This is a genomic window from Rhizobium sp. Root708 (assembly GCF_001429725.1).
Lineage (GTDB): Bacteria > Pseudomonadota > Alphaproteobacteria > Rhizobiales > Rhizobiaceae > Rhizobium.
Genome location: NZ_LMHV01000044.1, coordinates 261,555 through 278,866, shown reverse-complemented (window position 1 = coordinate 278,866; position 17,312 = coordinate 261,555). Strand labels below are relative to the sequence as shown.

Here is a 17,312-nt window from a genome sequence, read left to right as displayed (position 1 = left end):
GTCACCAACTCGGTAGAGACTGACAGCGACCGATCCCGTGACCGGATTTTCTGGGTAAGGGCGCGATAGACGTGCATTTGCATGTACTTTCGGAGAGGGCCTAATGCGTTCCTGCGTCCGTGATAACCCTGGCTAAAGTGACAAGTTCCCGATCTCGTGGTCGCATTGATACCGAGAGGCGTTCGGCGCTGATTACTGAACCGAAGGCAGCCTCTCGCGTGAACCAAACCTGCTAGCGCCAGGCCGCTACCCGCTTTTCCTCTGCTTGCCGATAGATGTCGCCGATCTTGTCAGAGCCAACCGGGCGAGACAAAAGGAAACCCTGCAGGGCGTCGCATCCGAGTTCACGAAGACGATTTCGTTGTACGTCGGTCTCGATGCCTTCGGCCGTTGCTCGCATCCCCTGCGCGTGGGCTAGATTGATCATAGCTTGAACGATGGCTTCATTGCTGCCGACGGTTCCGCAGCCTTCGACGAAGCAACGGTCGATCTTGATGCGATCGACATCGAGTTTTTGCATGCGACCGAACGAGGAAAATCCAGTTCCAAAATCATCGAGGGCAAACTGCACGCCTCGCCCGCGAAGCACCTCGATATTGTCGCGACAAGCGGCCTCGTCTTCAAGTATCGCGCTTTCCGTGATCTCGATCTCAAGCTGCGTGGGATCGAACGAGAAGCGGTCGATAATATCGCCAACTCGTCTGCCATAGTCCTCGTCACGCAACTCAAGGGCCGAAGCGTTGACGGAAAGCGAAAGCCCCGGCCAACTGACTGCATCGGCCAGGGCTATTGTCAGGACCTGCTCGCCGAGCTGTGTGATCAGACCGGCCTCCTCCGCGATCTGGATGAAGACATCAGGCTGGACGAAACCTTTTGTGGGATGGCGCCATCTCGCCAGCGCTTCGACGCCAAGAAGCTGTCCTTCACGGGCCCCGAAGATCGGTTGATAGTGAACCTCGATCTGGCAGCGATCCTTGAGCGCTGAGCGGAGATCATATTCAAGTTCGCGGCGCGCCTTCATCATTTGATCCATCTGCGCGCCAAAGATGACAAACCGGTTTCGACCGGTGGCCTTTGCTTGATAAAGGGCGATGTCGGCGCGCCGCAGCACGTCTATGCCGTCCGAAGATCCGTCCGCTGAAAATGCGATCCCGATGCTGAGCCCGATTGCGATCGGTTGGCCATCGATATCGAAGGGCTGACGGATGGCGCCAATCAGGCTCTCGGCAAGCCGTTCAATCGCGGCTAGATCGGTTCCCGGAACGATCATCGTGAATTCGTCTCCGCCCATGCGTGAAACCATCAATGCGGTCTTGGCCGTTGCGCAGAGGCGTTGCGCTACGTGGCAGATCAGGCGATCGCCGACCGCGTGCCCAAGCGTGTCGTTTACTTGCTTGAAGCGGTCGAGGTCGAGGAAGAGGATCGTGGCATCGCAGTTTGCCAGTGTTTTCGAGACCATGGCCGTGAACGCGGCACGGTTCGGCAGCCCGCTCAAGGGATCATGATGGGCAAGGCGCAGAAGTTCGCTCTGGCTTTCCCGTAGTCGCCTGGATCGCCGCTGAAGCGCGAAGACCAATCCCGTCGCGGCGCAAAGGATAATGGCGCAGCCGACGGTCAGGATGGGTTCGGTCGCGCGCAACGCCATATGCCCGGGCCTGAAGGGTCGCCAGGTGAAATAGCCAATGACGACGCCGGACTTCGAGGAGACTGGAAAGGACCGAAGGAGTGGATTGTCTCCAGCTGACATGGCAAACCGCATATCCTTGAAGAAATACTCCTGTCCGAGGGAGGTTGCGAAGTCTCCGTCAAGGTAACGGACCGCGACGTGCAGGTACTCGCGCCCAGCAGCCTGGATAATATTTCCGGTGTCGGACATGATCGGCTTGACGCTGACGATGGCAGGCCGATCGCTGATGCGGAAGACGTCGACCTCGCCGATGCTGAGCGTATGGTCGGTAACCCCGGATGTATCATTCGCGGCCAGTCGCTTGCGCAGCGGTCCGATCAATTCTTGCGCGGCCCCTGAAACAGCGACATAGGCTCTCGTCTCATCTGCCTGATCAATCGAGAAGCCGTAGACAAGCCGATCGTCCGGGCCCACGATAAACGCCTGGTCATGTCCAAAATAGGAATGCATCCAGCGTCCGAGATTGGCGTCGAGCCAATCACGATCATGGGCGGTGACCCGCTCGACCGCGTCGTCCCAGACGGTCGCACTTTCCTGGTCGTGGGCGATCGATGCCTGCATCTTGCTGACTGCGAGCTCGACGAGCCTGTCCTGGCGAACGATCGCCGCCCGGTCAGATCGATCCGTCGCCCAGAACATTGTCAGGTAGATCGTCCCCATTACGAATGCGGCAAAGAGGACGGCAAGCGAGAAGCCAACAAGGAGCGGGGAAGATTTTAGGCGCATCGCAAGTCCATTCCGGTACTACTAAATGCAAGGCTATGGTCTCGCCGTTAAGAATATCAGAAGATTCTCAGGTACGTTTACGTACCAACCGCCGTCGATCGGCTAGTTCGCGACCATGGTTGTCTTGGTAGCTTCTCGACAAATGCCCACACCCTGTGCCACTTCCCCTCATCCTCGGGTTCGCACCACGACCGCATCGTTGGCGGGTGTGCCGATGGAACTTTTGCGCCACGATCCGGTTAGGTAGGCCGGCAAGTCTCAAGCAGCAGGCTTCAATGTCCGTCGTCGAATTCCGCGGCGCGGTCCCCTGTTTGATCCTTGTTGTCGGTGCGCGCCCGTTCTGCCCGTGTGACCGCTCTTCGCTTGATCAGGGACCAAATCTAGGGCGCAGACCGCCCGCCAGTACCAAGAGGATACGTCAATGGTTTCGCCGCATCAGTCCGAAATGACCAACAAGCTTTTGAACATCCTCCCCGAAGAGGACTACGTTGCAATTGCCGCGGATCTTGAATATGTGGATCTGGCGCGTGGAACGGTCCTCGCACACGCTGGCAAACCAATCGACCATATTTATTTCCTGACTACAGGCATTGGGTCTATCATTGCGACGACACCTGAGGGAAATCGCGCCGAGGCCGGAATTTTCGGCTTCGACGGTTATGTGCCGACCTCCGCGGTCGCAAGCGCCGACGATAGTCCGCACGACGTGATCGTCCAGCTGAATTCCCAAGCCTATCGTGTGAGCTACGACCGCTTCCGGGATTTCATGGACGACAATCGCAATTTTGCCAAGGTGATGATCCGCTCCATCGAGGCTTTCTCGGTACAGCTAACCTATACAGCCATTTCAAATGCGATTCATGACGTCACAGAGCGTCTAGCGCGTTGGCTGCTGATGTGCCACGATCGAGTCCCCGGCAATGAGATCGGCCTGACCCACGAGTTCATCTCACTGATGCTCGCTGTACGTCGTCCAAGCGTAACGACCTCATTGCACGTCCTCGAGGGCAACGGCTTTATCCGATCCGAACGCGGAAACATCATCATTCGAAATCGCGCGGCGATGGAGGAATTCGCTCATGACGCGTACGGCAAACCCGAGGCGGAATATCGCCGCCTGATGAAGGATCTTTTCTAGGGCAGCAATCCCTCTGACAAGACTATCTTAGATGTCGCCGATAAGCCTACGGTATTCTTCCTCTGGCTTCCCGTAGGCATCTCCAGCAAACTCTTCCATTCCCCGACGGTCGCGGATCGTTATGCGGCCACGCTCCGATAGGATGAACCTCCAGCCTTCGAGCACGTGGAGCGCGGTGGTGACGCTTGGCCGCCTGACACCGAGCATCAGCGAGATGAAATCATGGGTCAGGGCTATTTCGTCACCGTCGACGCGGTCATGCGACATCAGAAGCCACCGCGCGAGACGCGTATCGATCTGGTAGTTTACGTTGGAAAGCGCCGTATAGGAAATCTGAGAGGCGAATGTCTGAATGAAGCGCGCCAGGAGATTGGCGAAGGTTGGATTTTGCGAGATCGCATTCAGCGTTGCGTCAAGGCTCATGCGATAGCCCCAGCCCTCGACCTGCATCAAGACTTCGTGGACACTGATCGTGCCGCCGACACCAGCCGATGTGGGTGAAAATCCCTCGCGACCAAACATGCCAGCCTCGGCTTGGTGCTTGCCTGAGGACACCGTAATTACGGAGCCGATCCCCGCAGACAGAAAATAGACGTAATCGATTGGGCGATCAGCCTCGACGATGACAAATCCCTGCTTGAGATCGATCGGCTCAAGCAGCGGTGCGATGTTTGAAAATTCCTGATCAGGCAGGCGGGCCAGAAGGCGGTTTTTAATTATCGATTGATCGGGAAGGGACATCGGTACTCGAGGCTGGACTGAGGGTAGCGAGTCGTTGCCGCCCATTGAAGAAAGTCGGCTCTATAACACCGTGCTGTAGCGCATGTTTTTGGGTACGGTGGCGGACAATTTCGCTTGTTCGGCTCTTCCGGGACGAATACTTCGGGGACCAGCGCGCCAAGGCGCGTCGTCCTATCGCACCGTTGTTGCGTGGCATGGAACAAGGTCCGCTCCCGCCTGTTCTATTGGCATCCGCCACGCGGATGCTGATGAAGCGCGCTACGTGGAGCACGGCGATCGGACGTACCTTTCGCCGGGACAACAGACTTTCGGAGGTGGCATGATGCAGGGATCACAAAATCGGGACGGCTGGGTGTCCATCGAGGACGAGGAGCTGCAGACTGCGAATCCTCCCTCACACGCTAAATTTGAGCTGGCTGGCCGCGAGGCCGCGCTTGCCTATGCACGGGAGGAAGTGTCGCGGTTGCGCATCGAGGTAGACGAGATCGCCCATCTCGTAGAGATGGGCCCGAACCTTCAGTCAGAACCTGCCGCCAACCGGCGCCTGACCTATGGAGCCCTCCTCCTGATGGTCGCCGTCCACCTTCTCGCTCGGTAAAAGGCGGTCAGGCCTGGAGGTGTGTTGCTTCCAGTCACGGTAAAGCTCCAGGCCATCAATCAGGGATCTAAACCTAAGCCGCCGTTATCTCGGCGGCATGGTGAGATGAAAGTGACATGGTAATGTTCCAACTAGAGACGATAGCGCGCGGACGAGCGACAATTCTCGCCGGTGATGCAGACTGCACTGCCGGCGTGCCGCATCGCATAGCGTTGGTCTTCACTCCAGCCCTGAGTGCTCCAAGCGACATGCAAGATGGAGGGCGCTTGCGACAATGTGGCAGGGCCGAACCGGTCCGTTGTCGTCGCTAACTGTTGAAGTCAAGGCAGCGGGGAACAAATTTCTCGCGTTCGGGTTTGGAGGCCGCAACAGTTAGATAAAAGGAGTTTTCAACATGGGCCGAGGCCTTCTTCTATGGCTGCTTGGGGTACCGCTGCCGATTATCATCCTTCTTGCTCTCTTTGCCCGATAGGAGCCAACATGTCGTATTCTACAAATTCGTCGGCAGACGCTCTCCCAGTCGAATCTTCACGTTCCGCCACGTCCTGGGGACCAATAGTCGGCGGTGCCGTTGCCGCCACGGGCGTAACGCTGATCCTGCTGCTTCTCGGTTCGGGGGTCGGCCTGACGATGGTTTCTCCCTGGTCCGGTGAAAGCATGTCGGCGACAACCGTCGGCATGACGGCCGCGATCTGGCTCGTCGTTGTTCAGTGGTTATCGGCCGCTCTCGGCGGATATCTAACGGGACGCCTACGCACCAAATGGGCAGCGGTTCATACCGACGAGGTGTTTTTCAGGGACACCGCCCACGGCTTCTTGAGCTGGGCTCTGGCGACGATCTTTGTTGCCGGCTTCCTTGCATCTTCGTTGACATCGCTTGCTGGTGCTGGCGCCAGCGCAGTTGGGACTGCCGCCACCGTGGCGGGCACGACGGCCGGTGCAAGTGCTGCGGCCTCGGCGCAGGGCACTCCCGATCTTTCGACTGCCTATTTCACGGACGCCCTGTTGCGACCCGAACGCGTAAGCGCGGATGCCCGCAACGACGACGCGGCAGCGAGCGCGCAGATTTCCCGCATCCTGTTGCAAGGAGCGGCAGCAGGGAGCGTTCCTGATAGCGACAAGGCTTATATTGCCAGTATTGTGGCTGCTCGAACAGGCCTTTCGGAAGCCGATGCCCGCAGTCGCGTGGATACAGTTCTGAAACAGGTCGATGATGCAAAGACGGCGGCCAAGGCCGCTGCGGACAAGGCCCGAAAGGCGGCGGCCACGATTGCGTTGATCGGAGCAATTTCGCTGCTCGTTGGAGCGTTCATTTCAGCGACTGCGGCCGCGATCGGTGGGAGGCAAAGGGATGATGAAGAAGACCTCCTTGGTCGTGACCTGGCACATCGTCGGATCTAGGCGGGCATAGTCCTAAACCTTGATCGAGTTCATCAGCACAGAACGCCCCGGGCTCAACAACCGGGGCGGGACTGGGCAAGGGCCTGGCCGACAGTATGCGTGCTTGTTCGCATCAATTTGCCCCCGTCCGTTTATAAGATCACACCCTAGCAAAAAGAAGCCGACCTTCAGATTGAAGAGCGCCAGCAGCTTTTAGTGCCAGGTTTTATCTGGGCATCTTTAGCCATAACGAAGCGCGGCTAGCACATGCGTCTTGGGGAGTGCATTTGCGGCGAGACAGACTCCCCGGAAGACCTCGCCCTCCCCCAATGGAACATTGAGAGCCAAGCGTGAGTCGACGGGTCACATGCTTACAGGCTGAATTCTCTTGGTTGGAGCAATGAATGAGCGCGCCTTCGATGGATTTTTCGCTATGACTCGGATCTTCTACTCAGGAGCCAAGTCTTATGACGGACCACGCCGAACCAAGCTCAACCGCTCCGCGAAAGGTAGTGCCGATTTGCGCTATCGGAGCGTCGGCCGGCGGCGTTAAGGCACTACAGGACCTTTTCCGTAACCTGCCTGCCGATCTCGGCTTGGCCTATGTTGTAATTCTGCATCTATCCCCCGATCACCCGAGCGCCTTGAGCGATATTCTCGGTTCCTGCACACGAATGTCGGTGCTGCAAGTGGAGGACGGCCCCTCTTTGCAGCCGAACTGCGTCTACGTCATTCCCCGGATCGCGAACTGCTGATTGAGGACGATCACATTGTCACCCGGCCATTCAACGAGCCCCGCGGAAGGCGGGCGCCGATTGATATGTTCTTTCGCTCCATCGCTGCGGCGCGTGGCGACGGGATCGCCGTCGTGTTGCCAGGTGTGGGCGCCGACGGCGCAATTGGGGTGAAGGCAGTCAAGGAGGCCGGTGGCGTCTTCATGGTCCAGGAACCGTGGAGGCTGGGTTTCCCTCCATGCCTGAAAATGCGATCGCTGCGGGCGTTGCCGACTTCGTTGCTCCTTTGACGCGACTTGCCGAGCGAATTGTAGAGGTTGCCGGGAGCAAGGAGGCCGTCCGGTCGCTGGACATGAACGGCAGCGCGAATGATCTTAGGCGGATCGTCGCCTTCTTGCGGGCACGGATCGGCCACGATTTTGCAAGCTACAAGCGCGCAACCCTCATGCGGCGTGTCATCCGTCGGATGCAGGTCTGCCGAACTAACACGTTACAGGCCTATGCCGACTACCTCATGACGACGCCTGAAGAGGCACAGGAGCTACTATCGGACCTTCTCATATCCGTGACCATGTTTTTTCGTGACGCGCAGTCATTTGACCAGCTGACGCAAAAGGCGATCAAACCGCTCTTTTGCCACGTTCGTATCCTCGTCTCGATGCCAAATGAGCGGTCCGAACCAGAAAGCAATGGCAAGGCAGGTCACGAGGTCGCATGCCGTGATCCCCGCGGGCATTCCAAAGCTTGGACTGAAGGCGAGGCCCGTATCCAGACCGAGTGCAACCGCAAAAGGAAAGAGGACCGCGTAGCACGCGGTTGTCACCAGGCGATTGAACTCCGGCGTCGCTTCGCCTCGCTCGACAATCCGATGGCGAGCGCTCGGCGCGATCAGGATTCCCATTACCACGACCATGATACAAAGGACGCCAATCTCTCCTGTTTTCTCACCTACCGTTCGCTCGTTGAAAGCGTCCTGGAATGGCGCATGGAGCTGAAAACCCAGCAGTATCTGCGCGCCCAGCATCAGCATGCGCAATTCGTCTAACGCTGTCTTCGTCTTGTCTGCCAGGGGTCACGTTATCACCGTGAAAAGGCGGCGGCCGGCGACCGCCGCCTCCTTATGTGTTTCCGCCGCATGGACCGAGGTCAAAGTTACAGCGTCAACCTTGACTACTTGCAGGCGTTTGCCGCGTCTGTCGGGCTCGTTGAAGTGTTAGGCGACGGATTGGATGTATTGCCCGCCTGCTGCCGCTGGCAATCGTTCGCGTTTCCTCCGGAGGCGCCAGAGTTCTGGCCATTCATGTTCTTGTTGGCGCCGCCGGACTGAGTGTTCTGACCGGTGGCATCTCCATTGCTATTTTGGCCAGTTGATGTGCCGCTCCCGGCACTGGTGCCGCCATTGCTGGAACTGCTGCCATTTCCGCTGCCGTTTCCGCCGCTTGATTGCGCCATTGCGCCGCTAGCCAAGCCCATAGAGAGAACGGCAATACCTAGAATTTTCGTGATCATCGGTGCTTCCTTTTTTGCTTAACATACAGCGAACCTTGGGAGCGCACCGTTGTTCCCGAGATTTTCGCTGGCAGGATTGGCAACAGTCGCCAAGAAAATAACCAAGCGCGGAGCCGACCGGGCGGTGTGTCCATCCGGCTTGCAATTTCAGTGTCGAAGCCCGAGTCCCAGCGTCCTTGGGTCCGGTGCCCGACCCAGTCACTGGAGAGACCAGACCAATGATTTTCGGCTCCGGAACGAGCCAGCCGCCCGATTTCATCTTCGCTGACTCAGCTCATCAGCCCCAGCAACTCCAAGCTCGACGCGGGCTTCGAAATGAAAGTCACTCCACTCTCCATGTCTTGATGGGACAATTTGACCAGGCCGGACGTGACGATAATTCTGGTCGATGGCCAACGTAAACGTACCGTTCGTACCAGACCGAGCCCATCCATGCTTCCGGGCATATCGATGTCGGTGAACAGCGTCGTGATATCGTTGCTTCTTAAAATCACGAGGGCTTCGTCCGCGTTCGCCGCCTCAAGCGTCTTGTAGCCGGCATTTTCGAGAAAATCGACAGTCGCGTAGCGAAGTTGGGCCTCGTCCTCGACGATGAGCACGGTGGAGTTGGTCTCCACTTTCTGGAAGGATGGCAGTCGGATGCGGTTGAGAACTTCTTCACCATCGGCCGAGGCGCACGTCTGCTCTAGAAGATCCCGCTCGAGGACCGCTTGGCGCCAATGCACCCCGTCTTGCCAGAATGGGCGGCCCGCCTGTTCCCACAAAGCGTAGGCCCTCTTGGCAATCCACTGCTGTCGGTCATCGGACATCTCGCGCTCTCCTTGGCTTTCGATTGCGCCGACTAACGATGGGAACAGCGCGGGGTTCCCGCTTCAAGCGCACACATTCAGGTTATTTGGGATCACGTTCGTCGGCACCAGCTCCCCAAGCGCGAAGCCACATGGGAATGGAACGGCTATCAGCGAGACACCGAGCGCCGCTTTGCGCAATCTCCTTGCCACTTCGAGATCAGTTCCATTCCAGCAGCAAGAGAAGGAAGAGGATGCCGAACTGAGCGATCGCCTCAATCGTCGCATGCTCCCCCTTCCGCAGATGGAAAGAGATGGTGCTACAGTTTCGGACAGATAAGACCCAGGGCGGAGGGCCCGAGCATGACACCGCCGATGACCTGGCCCATTATGCCGGTCGGCGGGTCCGAACCATCAGTTCTCCAAGCAGCCGCCCGATAATCACAAGCAGAACGATCTGTACGAGAAATGCCCTTCGGACGGCCTCCGACGCGAAAGCCGGCGTCGATACCATGGTCGCCGTCGTGATGCAGATGATGCATGAGTATCGGGAAAAGAGGGTCGCTGACATTGTCAAACGGCCTGAGGCGGAATGTTTTCAGAGAAAGCATTTCGTCCAAATCCCTTTCCATCATCCGATCCGCTGTTCAGAAACTCTGGGCGAATAGCGGTTGAAATCAGCGTCCATCGCTTTGTCGCCCCGCGATTGCGTGCGTAGGCGGCAAACTCAAAGCATGAAGATCACATACGCATCGATCCGGGTGCGATTGACATTCGCCGGGAAAGAACGGCCACTAACGCCGTGCGCCCGAACTGCAACTACTTTTGGTGCTTACCAGTAACGATGAGCGTCATTCGACTGCCTGCCAAAAACATATCCGACACAGATCCCGAGCGCCGCTATCCCGACCAGCACGCCAGTTGCCGTGTGCGGATGCCCTGCTGCACCCGCGGCAACGGCCGAGGTTTCTCGCCGGACCGCGCCGGCAATGGTTTTCGCCGCGTAACGGGCGCCCGTGGTCGGTTCGGCCGGTGTGCCGGTAAAGCCGGCGCTAAGTTCATTGTCGCCCACCATCTGATTCTCCTTAAGTCGTTTGAGACGAAACTCTGACCAGGCCGCGATGTTCCGCTAACGAAAGCGGATTGGGTCCAAATCTCGTTTCGGGGTTGGTTGAAAGGGCATTCTTACATTTCGCCTATTGAGCAAACGAGCGTGAGGGATGCCCCTAAGTCTGTCTCCCAACCGCTACATCGCACCGGCAACATTTCGAAAGGCCCGACGGTGGCATCCGTCGGTCCTTACGGTCCATCGGCCAATAGACGTGCAACTGGATTGTTGCTCTACATAATACCCTAACTGTTCCTGACTTTGGAAAGAAAAGCATGGGCTGAGGTGCCGGCCCCCTTCGCATTCGGGCCTCCGCGCGGATCGCGATGGGTGCCGATCCGAACGCTTCGAACGATCGTCGCCGCGAGGAGTTCTTCCTGCTTTGGGGGCGGGTTCATACGTGAACGTGCTCGCGCTCGCATTCTTCGTCGTGGTACGCTCTGCAGATCATCGCAGCGCTTGACGGCCCCGCCGAATTTCCACATCACAACAGGTGAGGTAGGCGAGGACGAGGACTCCATGCCGTTTTGTCTGGTGACGAAGGATTCGGTTGTTAAACGCGGAGAACGAGGAGCCGGCCGCTTGGAGCGTCCTCGAGGCTCTTCGTCAGGAAAATGCGGTGGCATTTACGATGAAGATCGAAGATGGGCCTATGAAGCGGGTCGTCGTTCCGGCGCCTGAGCGCCCCGAAGCATCCCCGTCGACGAAAAGTGCTCGCCAGCTAGAACGGCCCACTGCAGTTCCCGATGCGCCCGACGGCTTGAAGCCATCTCCGGCGACCGTCGGACACGCGCAGGGATATTCGAGAGCAATGATGATTGTCGCCGCCGTCGTCTTCGTAGCTGGGACGCTCGTGGGGTGGGCCTACCACGTGTTTATTGCCTCACATCTATGCCGGCCGGTGTTTGGTTGCTTGAGGCGGGCGAGGGATCAATAATTCTGGGAGCTTCAACGCAGAAGGGCACAAACGCGACTTGTCGCGGCTATAGGGGCCGGCAAAAAACAGCCCCGCCCAAAGAGCGGGGCCGTCAGCGTTTTATTTGTTTAGGGATTCTTTAAGCGCCTTGGCGGGCGCGAAGGTGAGCTTCTTTGCCGCGGCAACCTTGATGCTCGCGCCCGTTCCCGGATTACGAGCTTCGCGCTCGGGCGTTTCCTTTACCTTGAACTTGCCAAATCCCGGAATGGAAGTCTCCGCGCCGGCGGTTGCCGCAGTGGTAATCGCCGCGAAAACGGCTTCGACGATCGCCTTGCTCAGCGCCTTCGTGAGGCCCTGTTCGCCTGCGATCTTGTCTGCAATCTCGTTTGTGGTTGTCATCATCTTTCCCCGTGTTGCGAGGCAAAGATAATTTTCATCCGATCAGCATGTTGTCACTTTCCTGTTGTTCATTTTGTTCCGAATTGAGACGATTTCCACAATTTCCGCTGATTAAAGGGCTGCTGCCTGACCCAAGGGGCTCTGACAAGATGCTCCTTCAGGGTGAGGCGCGCCATTTGTTCACCCAAACCTCGCGAATCTCTTGGATCGAAGGATGTCGATCAGGAGGAGGCCGCTCGGTTACCAAAGACCAGCCCGCCGATTGAACGATAGAAAAGCGGGTAGGCTTCAGAAGGACGCGACCAGCGGACTTTTGGTCTCAGATAGGTTTTCGTTACGCCAACGAACCGAGCCTTTGTGCAGCAGTGTAGCTGTAGCCACGGAGGATTGTGCACTCCCTCAGCGGCTCGACCGTCTCTGGATGGCGCAGAACCTTATGTCTACTTACACTTATTCATTCCTGGTTTTTTAGGGCTGATGCTCGCGTCCCGGTTCGCAGACCAACGTTCGGTGAAATGACTTCGAAATGGTCTGGAACATCGGCGTCCGTGTAGCTTTTTCTCTCACATGATTCCAGCCGGGGAAGAACATGAATGCAGAGACATTTCTGGAAGCACACCGTCTCGGCGGGTTTGGACGCGTTGAATGTTGCGGTCAATGGTCTGACGGCGCTCGAACGCCATTTCGTTTTGAAGGGCTTGGAGAAAATCGGCGGTCGCTTTGGTTATGTCTGGTCCCCTCCATAATAGGACTGACGTTCACTGGTTTCGAGTGCCGTCATTGTCGGGGGCCAGGCAACCGCGGTTGAGGAGGTCGCGCGCATTCAAAAAGTCGGCAAATTTTGCAGCCTCTTCGGCGGTCAGACCCCCTAACTTCCAGCCGTTCCAGTCCGCCTGCCAGCCGGTGAATATATCGACGACCGAATATCTGTTGTCCGATTGTACGAGCCCAAATCTAAGGTGAGGGATAGGTTTCATGAACTCGGTTTTTTCGCTGCTCATCGATCGAACGACCGGTGCTGAATACTGCCGGGCCGACTGCCCTAATTCGACGGCCGCGGAGATGTCGTCTTTTTCTATTGTTGTAAATAGCCGCGGCCAACTGAAATCGCCTCTGTACGATCCGGTACAGACTCGGTGGCGCCGCCAATATCGAGTACCCGGGCGATGGGGACGAGCTCAACTTCGGGCCGCCGGCCAAACGACTGGCAGCGATCCTGTCCTTCAATTTATTTCCTCCATTTCGATCGCCCCTTGCGGGCGGCGCGTGATGAAAATGACAGCGCGCACTTCCATCGTTGGTTCGCCAGAAGATTTGAACTGTGGCGAGTGAACCTGCGACAGTGAATAACCTCGTTCGACCGGTCGACCGTCGTGGCCGAGAAGCGCAGGAGGCTATGTGACCGGAGAGGAAAGAGACGGCAAGCCATCATCAGCCTGCCGTCTCAACCTCCGAGCATCCGCCGCTCGCGCTCAAGGAGGCACTTGAGTATATGTCCACGCACGCATTATCCGAATGCCGGACCGCGGAGAAACTCAGGCTGTCGCGTTGCGGTTACATGTGGTCGGGAGGATCAATTTTGACGGACTTCACTAGCGCCTTGTGCCAACGCAGATTTTTCGGTCTGGAGACTGTGCATATCCTGTGGAACCATTGGGGAGAAACGCCGCAGCAACCGTGCGGAAGACCGAAGCCGCGTTTCATTTGGCACGTCTCCATTCATCAATAAGGGGCTGGCTGTCGGCCTCCGCCGCAAAATGTGGCCGACGCAGCTCCGGGCTTCCACAATCGTCATAGAGCGCCCTCTTTTCGCACATGATTTCGAGGAACCCGCCTTGCGGTCAAAGAATAACCCTGGAACGCGTCGTTCGAACAAATATGCAAATCGGCTAATATATTATTAACGAAACTCGAAGACCTTGTTCTTGCTGTTTAAGCCGTGGGGACTTCGATGTTTGTTGTATCCATTCTCGACGATGGCGATGAAAGAAACTTTGTTGCTACGGATATACGTATTTCTACCGACGATATAGTGATCGAAGCTGGAGGGGACCGCCATCTGTTTCGACTTATCGACGTAATTGACATCCTGCCGATCGGAACGATAGCTCCGTCTGTTTCAAGAAGTCCTTCCTTTCGCAGCCGGCGCGCCAGTTGACGGCCGGATATCTAAGACCAGACTCACCTTCCATAACACGCACGACAATGGGCGCCGATGGTAATTTCGCTATACCCGCTCAGGCACTTGAGGCATTTGGCGGTTCAGGCATGTTCAGAAAGCGGCTCGTGGACGTCGGCTGGCTTCGGTTTTTGCTGCCCGTCCGGTGCTCGGCGACGATGCGCGTCGCATAACGGGCGGGCCCGCGGGAATGCCCCGGGGTTGGAACCGACCTGGCTTCCCTGGCCCTTGCCGCGCGAACAAGCCGGGTTAAAAATTGGCGCAAACCCGGAAAGCTCGACGCAGCCGCTGGCGTCGTGCTTTCCGATCCATTGCGAGTGGACGTGCAACGAAGTTGCTTTCGGATAACAATCACCCAGGGCTCAGGTTCCACCTATTTTTTTGAATCGCCCATCGGACCTCACGGTGATCGTGATGGTCGCCGTCTGCTCCCGTTGTTCGATCCTACACTTGGCCGTGGCCTTGCAAACCCGGCTGAGCGCACAAGATCACGATTGAGAATGGCCACGCGATGCCATCTAATTGGCCTGCGAAATGCCTTCACAAGAATTTACGCCGATTGCCGACGAAACCGCCCTCGAATTTCTGTATAGCAAAACGCTGACGGGAGGGAGGCCTTCTTCGAGCCTTGTATCGCCGGACTCGGTCCGAAAAGGCTCAAGTGAATTGATCCCGCAAGGAACGAAGATTGCATGCTTGGAAAGCCGAATTCGCACGGGATATCGTAGTGCCAGCGGCAAAGCGTGGGAACTGCAACGGGGCCCGGGAGTTTTGATATCGAGTGGGAATGCAAGCGATGTCCAAAGCCGGACCAGCACCAAAACGAATTCTCGGGCGCTACCCGCGACGGCCACATTACCGCCTTCCGGCATGAGGGTTTTGAGGTGACGTCCCGCCCAGACCCATACGTGGTCGGCGGAACGACCACCACTGGCCGCATCTACAATTACGGTTCGGTCCTGACGAAGGTCTTCCTTGTGAAGGCTGACCGGCCGACGCCAAGCTATATGCGTTCACCTCCTGAAACTCCGTATGTCTATGCGCTCGAAAACGCGATGGATGAAATGGCAGCCGCACTCAACATGGATCCCGTCGAGTTTCGCCGCGTCAACGATGCAAGCACGGACGCAATCGATGGAAAGCCATACTCCAGCCGATCTCTGATGGAGTGCTACGATCAGGCCGCAGGCGAATTCGGTTGGTCGAAACGGGACCCAAAGATCGGCGCCATGAGAGATGGCGATTGGTTGATTGGCGTTGGCTGTGCCACCGCCGTCTATCCCACCAACGTTGCGCCTTGCGCCGTGCGGATAAAGCTGACGAACGAGGGCCAAGCCCGCGTTGAGACGGCATCTCATGAAATTGGCACCGGGATACGAACGGTGGCGACCCAACTGACGGCGGAGCAACTCGGTCTCGACCCGCGCGCCATAGAAGTCGAGATGGGCGATACCCGCCTTCCGCCGGCTCCTGTCGCAGGCGGTTCGAATACGACAGCGAGCGTTTCTTCCGCCATCATCAAGGCATGTGGCGAGATCCGCGAAAAGCTCGCGCGAGCTGTGGTGACGGCCAATGACGGGCCGCTCGCCGGTCGTGATCCCGCGGCAATAAGATTCACGGATCGCAAATTGATCGCCGGCGATGCATCGCTGGAGCTCAAGGAGGCCTTCAACCGTCTAGGGGTCAGCGTCATCGAGCAGTATACCGAGTTCCGACCGGACGCCGCTTCCTCCGACGCGGTCTCCAAACTTTACAAGGGGAAGACGGAGCTCGTGAGTGGCGAGAAGGGCGACAAGATGAAGTACGCCTTCGGTGCCGAGTTTGTCGAAGTCCGTATCCATCGCTTGACGCGAGAAGTTCGCGTGCCCCGCATCGTTGGTGCGTTCGCCGGCGGAAGGATCATGAATACCAGAACCGCGCGAAGTCAGTTGATGGGTGGCATGATCTGGGGGATCTCGTCGGCACTCCATGAAGCAACCGAGTTCGATCAACGCGCCGCCCGCGTCGTCAATCGGGATCTGCAGGACTACCTGGTGCCGGTCAATGCCGACATTGGAGAGGTGAAAGTCATTCTGGTGTCAGAAACCGACAGGGACGTTAATCCGGCGGGCGTCAAGGGACTGGGCGAGCTCGGTAATGTCGGTACAGCGGCGGCGATCGCCAGTGCAGTCTACCACGCCACCGGCAAACGCATCCGCAGACTTCCTATCCGTATTGACAGTCTCATCTCCTAGGGCGCGGGTGAGGGGCCCGAAGCATTGGTCGGATGCGAGAACATCCTCTCCTCGACTAGGTCAAAGCAGTTTCGGGCGCTGCGGTCCGTCCGAATAGCGGCGTCACATTCGATGGTTCATCGCGGACCTGCCCTGCGCTTTGCACGCGGCGCCTCCAGAATTCGTCCATTTCCCGTATTTTTGACACGAAGCCCTTCCGTGGATTGTAGTAGTCGGGTCGTGTCGGCAAGGGCAATTGGTACGTTGTGCAGATGCGCTCAACCAGGTCCATACCTCTCAACCCGAGGCGGGCGTAGTCGTCCTGCCGATGTTCAAAGAGGTCGTTGAACTGTGGCGGTTCTATGTCGATAGATTCCAGAGCATCACGAACATTCCGCAATCGGTTCGGCAGCCACCTGATCTCGTCTGAGAGCTCGCGATCCAGTAGTGACCAGTCCGCATCCTTCGGTAGGAGGAGAACTGGATCGTCCGCGTGAAGGAAGAAATTTTCCGGCTCGTCCACATCGTATTCGGGGAAATCGTGGGCCACGATGTAACAAGCGCCGACAAAGTCATCGATTGCCAGGACAGACTGCATTGCCAGGTCGCGTGCGGCGTCGCCGTGTTGCGTTACTCGCGTCCGGTCAATTCCACGAACCACCCACACGACGACGCCGATCGAAACAGCGGCAACGGCGAAGCCAGCCAAGAGCAACAGTGCAGAATCAAACGGGCTCATAAGGCATCCTTCTGATAGCTAGCAGTAGCCGAAAGATATGAGCACGATTCTCCAGATCGGCAAACGGTCTGCAAGGGAATGGACTAGACTTTGCCCAGGCAATTTTTCCAGAGCGTCACGATCATCACGACCTAAAAAATGGCGAGGAACGCTTATGGGTCCAACAAAATCGTTTGCTACAAACAGCTTATAGAATTCGCCTCTGCATTGAACGCGGATGTACTGGCAAGATCATTGAGGCGTGTGAAGGAAGGTCGGCATCGGAGGCACCGGCCCTTTTTCTCATCTTGGGCGGCATCACAAAAGCCTGTCACCGATCATTTCGTCCGTGTGGCCGGTTCCCGGGGCCTCCATCGATCACGCCCGGCGAAGGAAGCGCTCGAAGTACGATGAACCAATCCGAAGCTCCAGCGTTTCAAAAAAAACGAGGAGTATGCCGTGCTTTATGAAGGACCCT

At 57.5% G+C, this 17,312-nt stretch carries 15 protein-coding genes and 2 pseudogenes; 7 read left to right on the top strand and 10 right to left on the bottom strand.

Annotation, left to right across the window (positions count from 1 at the left end; all coding sequences use genetic code 11):
* Positions 1 to 232: 232 nt before the first annotated feature.
* Positions 233 to 2,413: a putative bifunctional diguanylate cyclase/phosphodiesterase gene (locus ASE04_RS29490; protein WP_056826330.1), complete on the bottom strand. Its 2,181-nt coding sequence runs from the start codon at positions 2,411 to 2,413 to the stop codon at positions 233 to 235.
* Positions 2,414 to 2,834: 421 nt separating this feature from the next.
* Between ASE04_RS29490 and ASE04_RS29485 the strand changes: the two genes are divergently transcribed.
* On the top strand, positions 2,835 to 3,551 hold the full coding sequence (locus ASE04_RS29485; protein WP_056826328.1) for a Crp/Fnr family transcriptional regulator: 717 nt from the start codon (positions 2,835 to 2,837) through the stop codon (positions 3,549 to 3,551).
* A 27-nt stretch (positions 3,552 to 3,578) separates the two neighbouring features.
* On the opposite strand, the gene ASE04_RS29480 is transcribed toward ASE04_RS29485, so the two are convergent.
* A complete protein-coding gene (locus ASE04_RS29480; protein WP_056826326.1) occupies positions 3,579 to 4,292 on the bottom strand; it encodes a Crp/Fnr family transcriptional regulator in 714 nt (237 codons plus the stop codon).
* A 319-nt stretch (positions 4,293 to 4,611) separates the two neighbouring features.
* Between ASE04_RS29480 and ASE04_RS29475 the strand changes: the two genes are divergently transcribed.
* From ASE04_RS29475 to ASE04_RS32330, 4 genes and pseudogenes are all read left to right on the top strand, one after another.
* Entirely contained in the window at positions 4,612 to 4,890 is a 279-nt protein-coding gene (locus ASE04_RS29475; protein WP_056826325.1) for a hypothetical protein, read from the top strand.
* A gap of 480 nt (positions 4,891 to 5,370) precedes the next feature.
* On the top strand, positions 5,371 to 6,291 hold the full coding sequence (locus ASE04_RS29470; protein WP_056826323.1) for a hypothetical protein: 921 nt from the start codon (positions 5,371 to 5,373) through the stop codon (positions 6,289 to 6,291).
* Between the two features lie 446 nt (positions 6,292 to 6,737).
* Positions 6,738 to 7,294: pseudogene (locus ASE04_RS32335) on the top strand (chemotaxis protein CheB).
* A pseudogene (locus ASE04_RS32330) lies at positions 7,243 to 7,464 on the top strand (hypothetical protein); the annotation flags it as partial. The pseudogenes ASE04_RS32335 and ASE04_RS32330, both read left to right, overlap by 52 nt.
* Before the next feature lie 132 nt (positions 7,465 to 7,596).
* Here ASE04_RS32330 and ASE04_RS32325 read toward each other — a convergent pair.
* The 7 genes from ASE04_RS32325 to ASE04_RS29425 form a co-directional block, all read right to left on the bottom strand.
* The gene (locus ASE04_RS32325) at positions 7,597 to 8,028 is read right to left on the bottom strand and encodes a DUF6328 family protein (protein WP_443216937.1); all 432 of its coding nucleotides are present in this window, start codon (positions 8,026 to 8,028) and stop codon (positions 7,597 to 7,599) included.
* 146 nt (positions 8,029 to 8,174) lie between these two features.
* The gene (locus ASE04_RS30500) at positions 8,175 to 8,513 is read right to left on the bottom strand and encodes a hypothetical protein (RefSeq protein WP_082597560.1); all 339 of its coding nucleotides are present in this window, start codon (positions 8,511 to 8,513) and stop codon (positions 8,175 to 8,177) included.
* A 269-nt stretch (positions 8,514 to 8,782) separates the two neighbouring features.
* Complete coding sequence (locus tag ASE04_RS29450) at positions 8,783 to 9,322, bottom strand: response regulator (protein ID WP_056826315.1); 540 nt, start codon at positions 9,320 to 9,322, stop codon at positions 8,783 to 8,785.
* A 299-nt stretch (positions 9,323 to 9,621) separates the two neighbouring features.
* Entirely contained in the window at positions 9,622 to 9,933 is a 312-nt protein-coding gene (locus ASE04_RS30920) for a hypothetical protein (protein WP_156408922.1), read from the bottom strand.
* A gap of 200 nt (positions 9,934 to 10,133) precedes the next feature.
* On the bottom strand, positions 10,134 to 10,376 hold the full coding sequence (locus ASE04_RS29440) for a hypothetical protein (protein ID WP_056826311.1): 243 nt from the start codon (positions 10,374 to 10,376) through the stop codon (positions 10,134 to 10,136).
* Positions 10,377 to 11,445: 1,069 nt separating this feature from the next.
* Positions 11,446 to 11,724, bottom strand: a complete 279-nt coding sequence (locus ASE04_RS29430; protein WP_056826467.1) for an HU family DNA-binding protein — start codon at positions 11,722 to 11,724, stop codon at positions 11,446 to 11,448.
* A gap of 758 nt (positions 11,725 to 12,482) precedes the next feature.
* Entirely contained in the window at positions 12,483 to 12,725 is a 243-nt protein-coding gene (locus ASE04_RS29425) for a hypothetical protein (protein WP_056826307.1), read from the bottom strand.
* A gap of 950 nt (positions 12,726 to 13,675) precedes the next feature.
* Here ASE04_RS29425 and ASE04_RS30915 point away from each other — a divergent pair.
* Together ASE04_RS30915 and ASE04_RS29420 are read left to right on the top strand one after the other, a co-directional pair.
* Positions 13,676 to 13,882: a hypothetical protein gene (locus ASE04_RS30915; protein ID WP_156408921.1), complete on the top strand. Its 207-nt coding sequence runs from the start codon at positions 13,676 to 13,678 to the stop codon at positions 13,880 to 13,882.
* A gap of 905 nt (positions 13,883 to 14,787) precedes the next feature.
* The gene (locus tag ASE04_RS29420) at positions 14,788 to 16,137 is read left to right on the top strand and encodes a molybdopterin cofactor-binding domain-containing protein (protein WP_244490517.1); all 1,350 of its coding nucleotides are present in this window, start codon (positions 14,788 to 14,790) and stop codon (positions 16,135 to 16,137) included.
* A gap of 55 nt (positions 16,138 to 16,192) precedes the next feature.
* On the opposite strand, the gene ASE04_RS29415 is transcribed toward ASE04_RS29420, so the two are convergent.
* Entirely contained in the window at positions 16,193 to 16,855 is a 663-nt protein-coding gene (locus ASE04_RS29415; protein WP_056826303.1) for a hypothetical protein, read from the bottom strand.
* Positions 16,856 to 17,312 lie beyond the last annotated feature (457 nt).

Excerpts from the sequence above, each read along its gene's own strand:
- ASE04_RS30500 (WP_082597560.1), bottom strand. The coding sequence starts at position 8,513 with ATGATCACGAAAATTCTAGGTATTGCCGTTCTCTCTATGGGCTTGGCT.
- ASE04_RS29480 (WP_056826326.1), bottom strand. The coding sequence starts at position 4,292 with ATGTCCCTTCCCGATCAATCGATAATTAAAAACCGCCTTCTGGCCCGC.
- ASE04_RS29415 (WP_056826303.1), bottom strand. The coding sequence starts at position 16,855 with ATGAGCCCGTTTGATTCTGCACTGTTGCTCTTGGCTGGCTTCGCCGTT.
- ASE04_RS29470 (WP_056826323.1), top strand. The coding sequence starts at position 5,371 with ATGTCGTATTCTACAAATTCGTCGGCAGACGCTCTCCCAGTCGAATCT.
- ASE04_RS29485 (WP_056826328.1), top strand. The coding sequence starts at position 2,835 with ATGGTTTCGCCGCATCAGTCCGAAATGACCAACAAGCTTTTGAACATC.
- ASE04_RS30915 (WP_156408921.1), top strand. The coding sequence starts at position 13,676 with ATGTTTGTTGTATCCATTCTCGACGATGGCGATGAAAGAAACTTTGTT.
- ASE04_RS32325 (WP_443216937.1), bottom strand. The coding sequence starts at position 8,028 with ATGCTGGGCGCGCAGATACTGCTGGGTTTTCAGCTCCATGCGCCATTC.
- ASE04_RS29490 (WP_056826330.1), bottom strand. The coding sequence starts at position 2,413 with ATGCGCCTAAAATCTTCCCCGCTCCTTGTTGGCTTCTCGCTTGCCGTC.
- ASE04_RS29475 (WP_056826325.1), top strand. The coding sequence starts at position 4,612 with ATGATGCAGGGATCACAAAATCGGGACGGCTGGGTGTCCATCGAGGAC.
- ASE04_RS29425 (WP_056826307.1), bottom strand. The coding sequence starts at position 12,725 with ATGAGCAGCGAAAAAACCGAGTTCATGAAACCTATCCCTCACCTTAGA.
- ASE04_RS29430 (WP_056826467.1), bottom strand. The coding sequence starts at position 11,724 with ATGACAACCACAAACGAGATTGCAGACAAGATCGCAGGCGAACAGGGC.
- ASE04_RS29450 (WP_056826315.1), bottom strand. The coding sequence starts at position 9,322 with ATGTCCGATGACCGACAGCAGTGGATTGCCAAGAGGGCCTACGCTTTG.
- ASE04_RS30920 (WP_156408922.1), bottom strand. The coding sequence starts at position 9,933 with ATGGAAAGGGATTTGGACGAAATGCTTTCTCTGAAAACATTCCGCCTC.
- ASE04_RS29440 (WP_056826311.1), bottom strand. The coding sequence starts at position 10,376 with ATGGTGGGCGACAATGAACTTAGCGCCGGCTTTACCGGCACACCGGCC.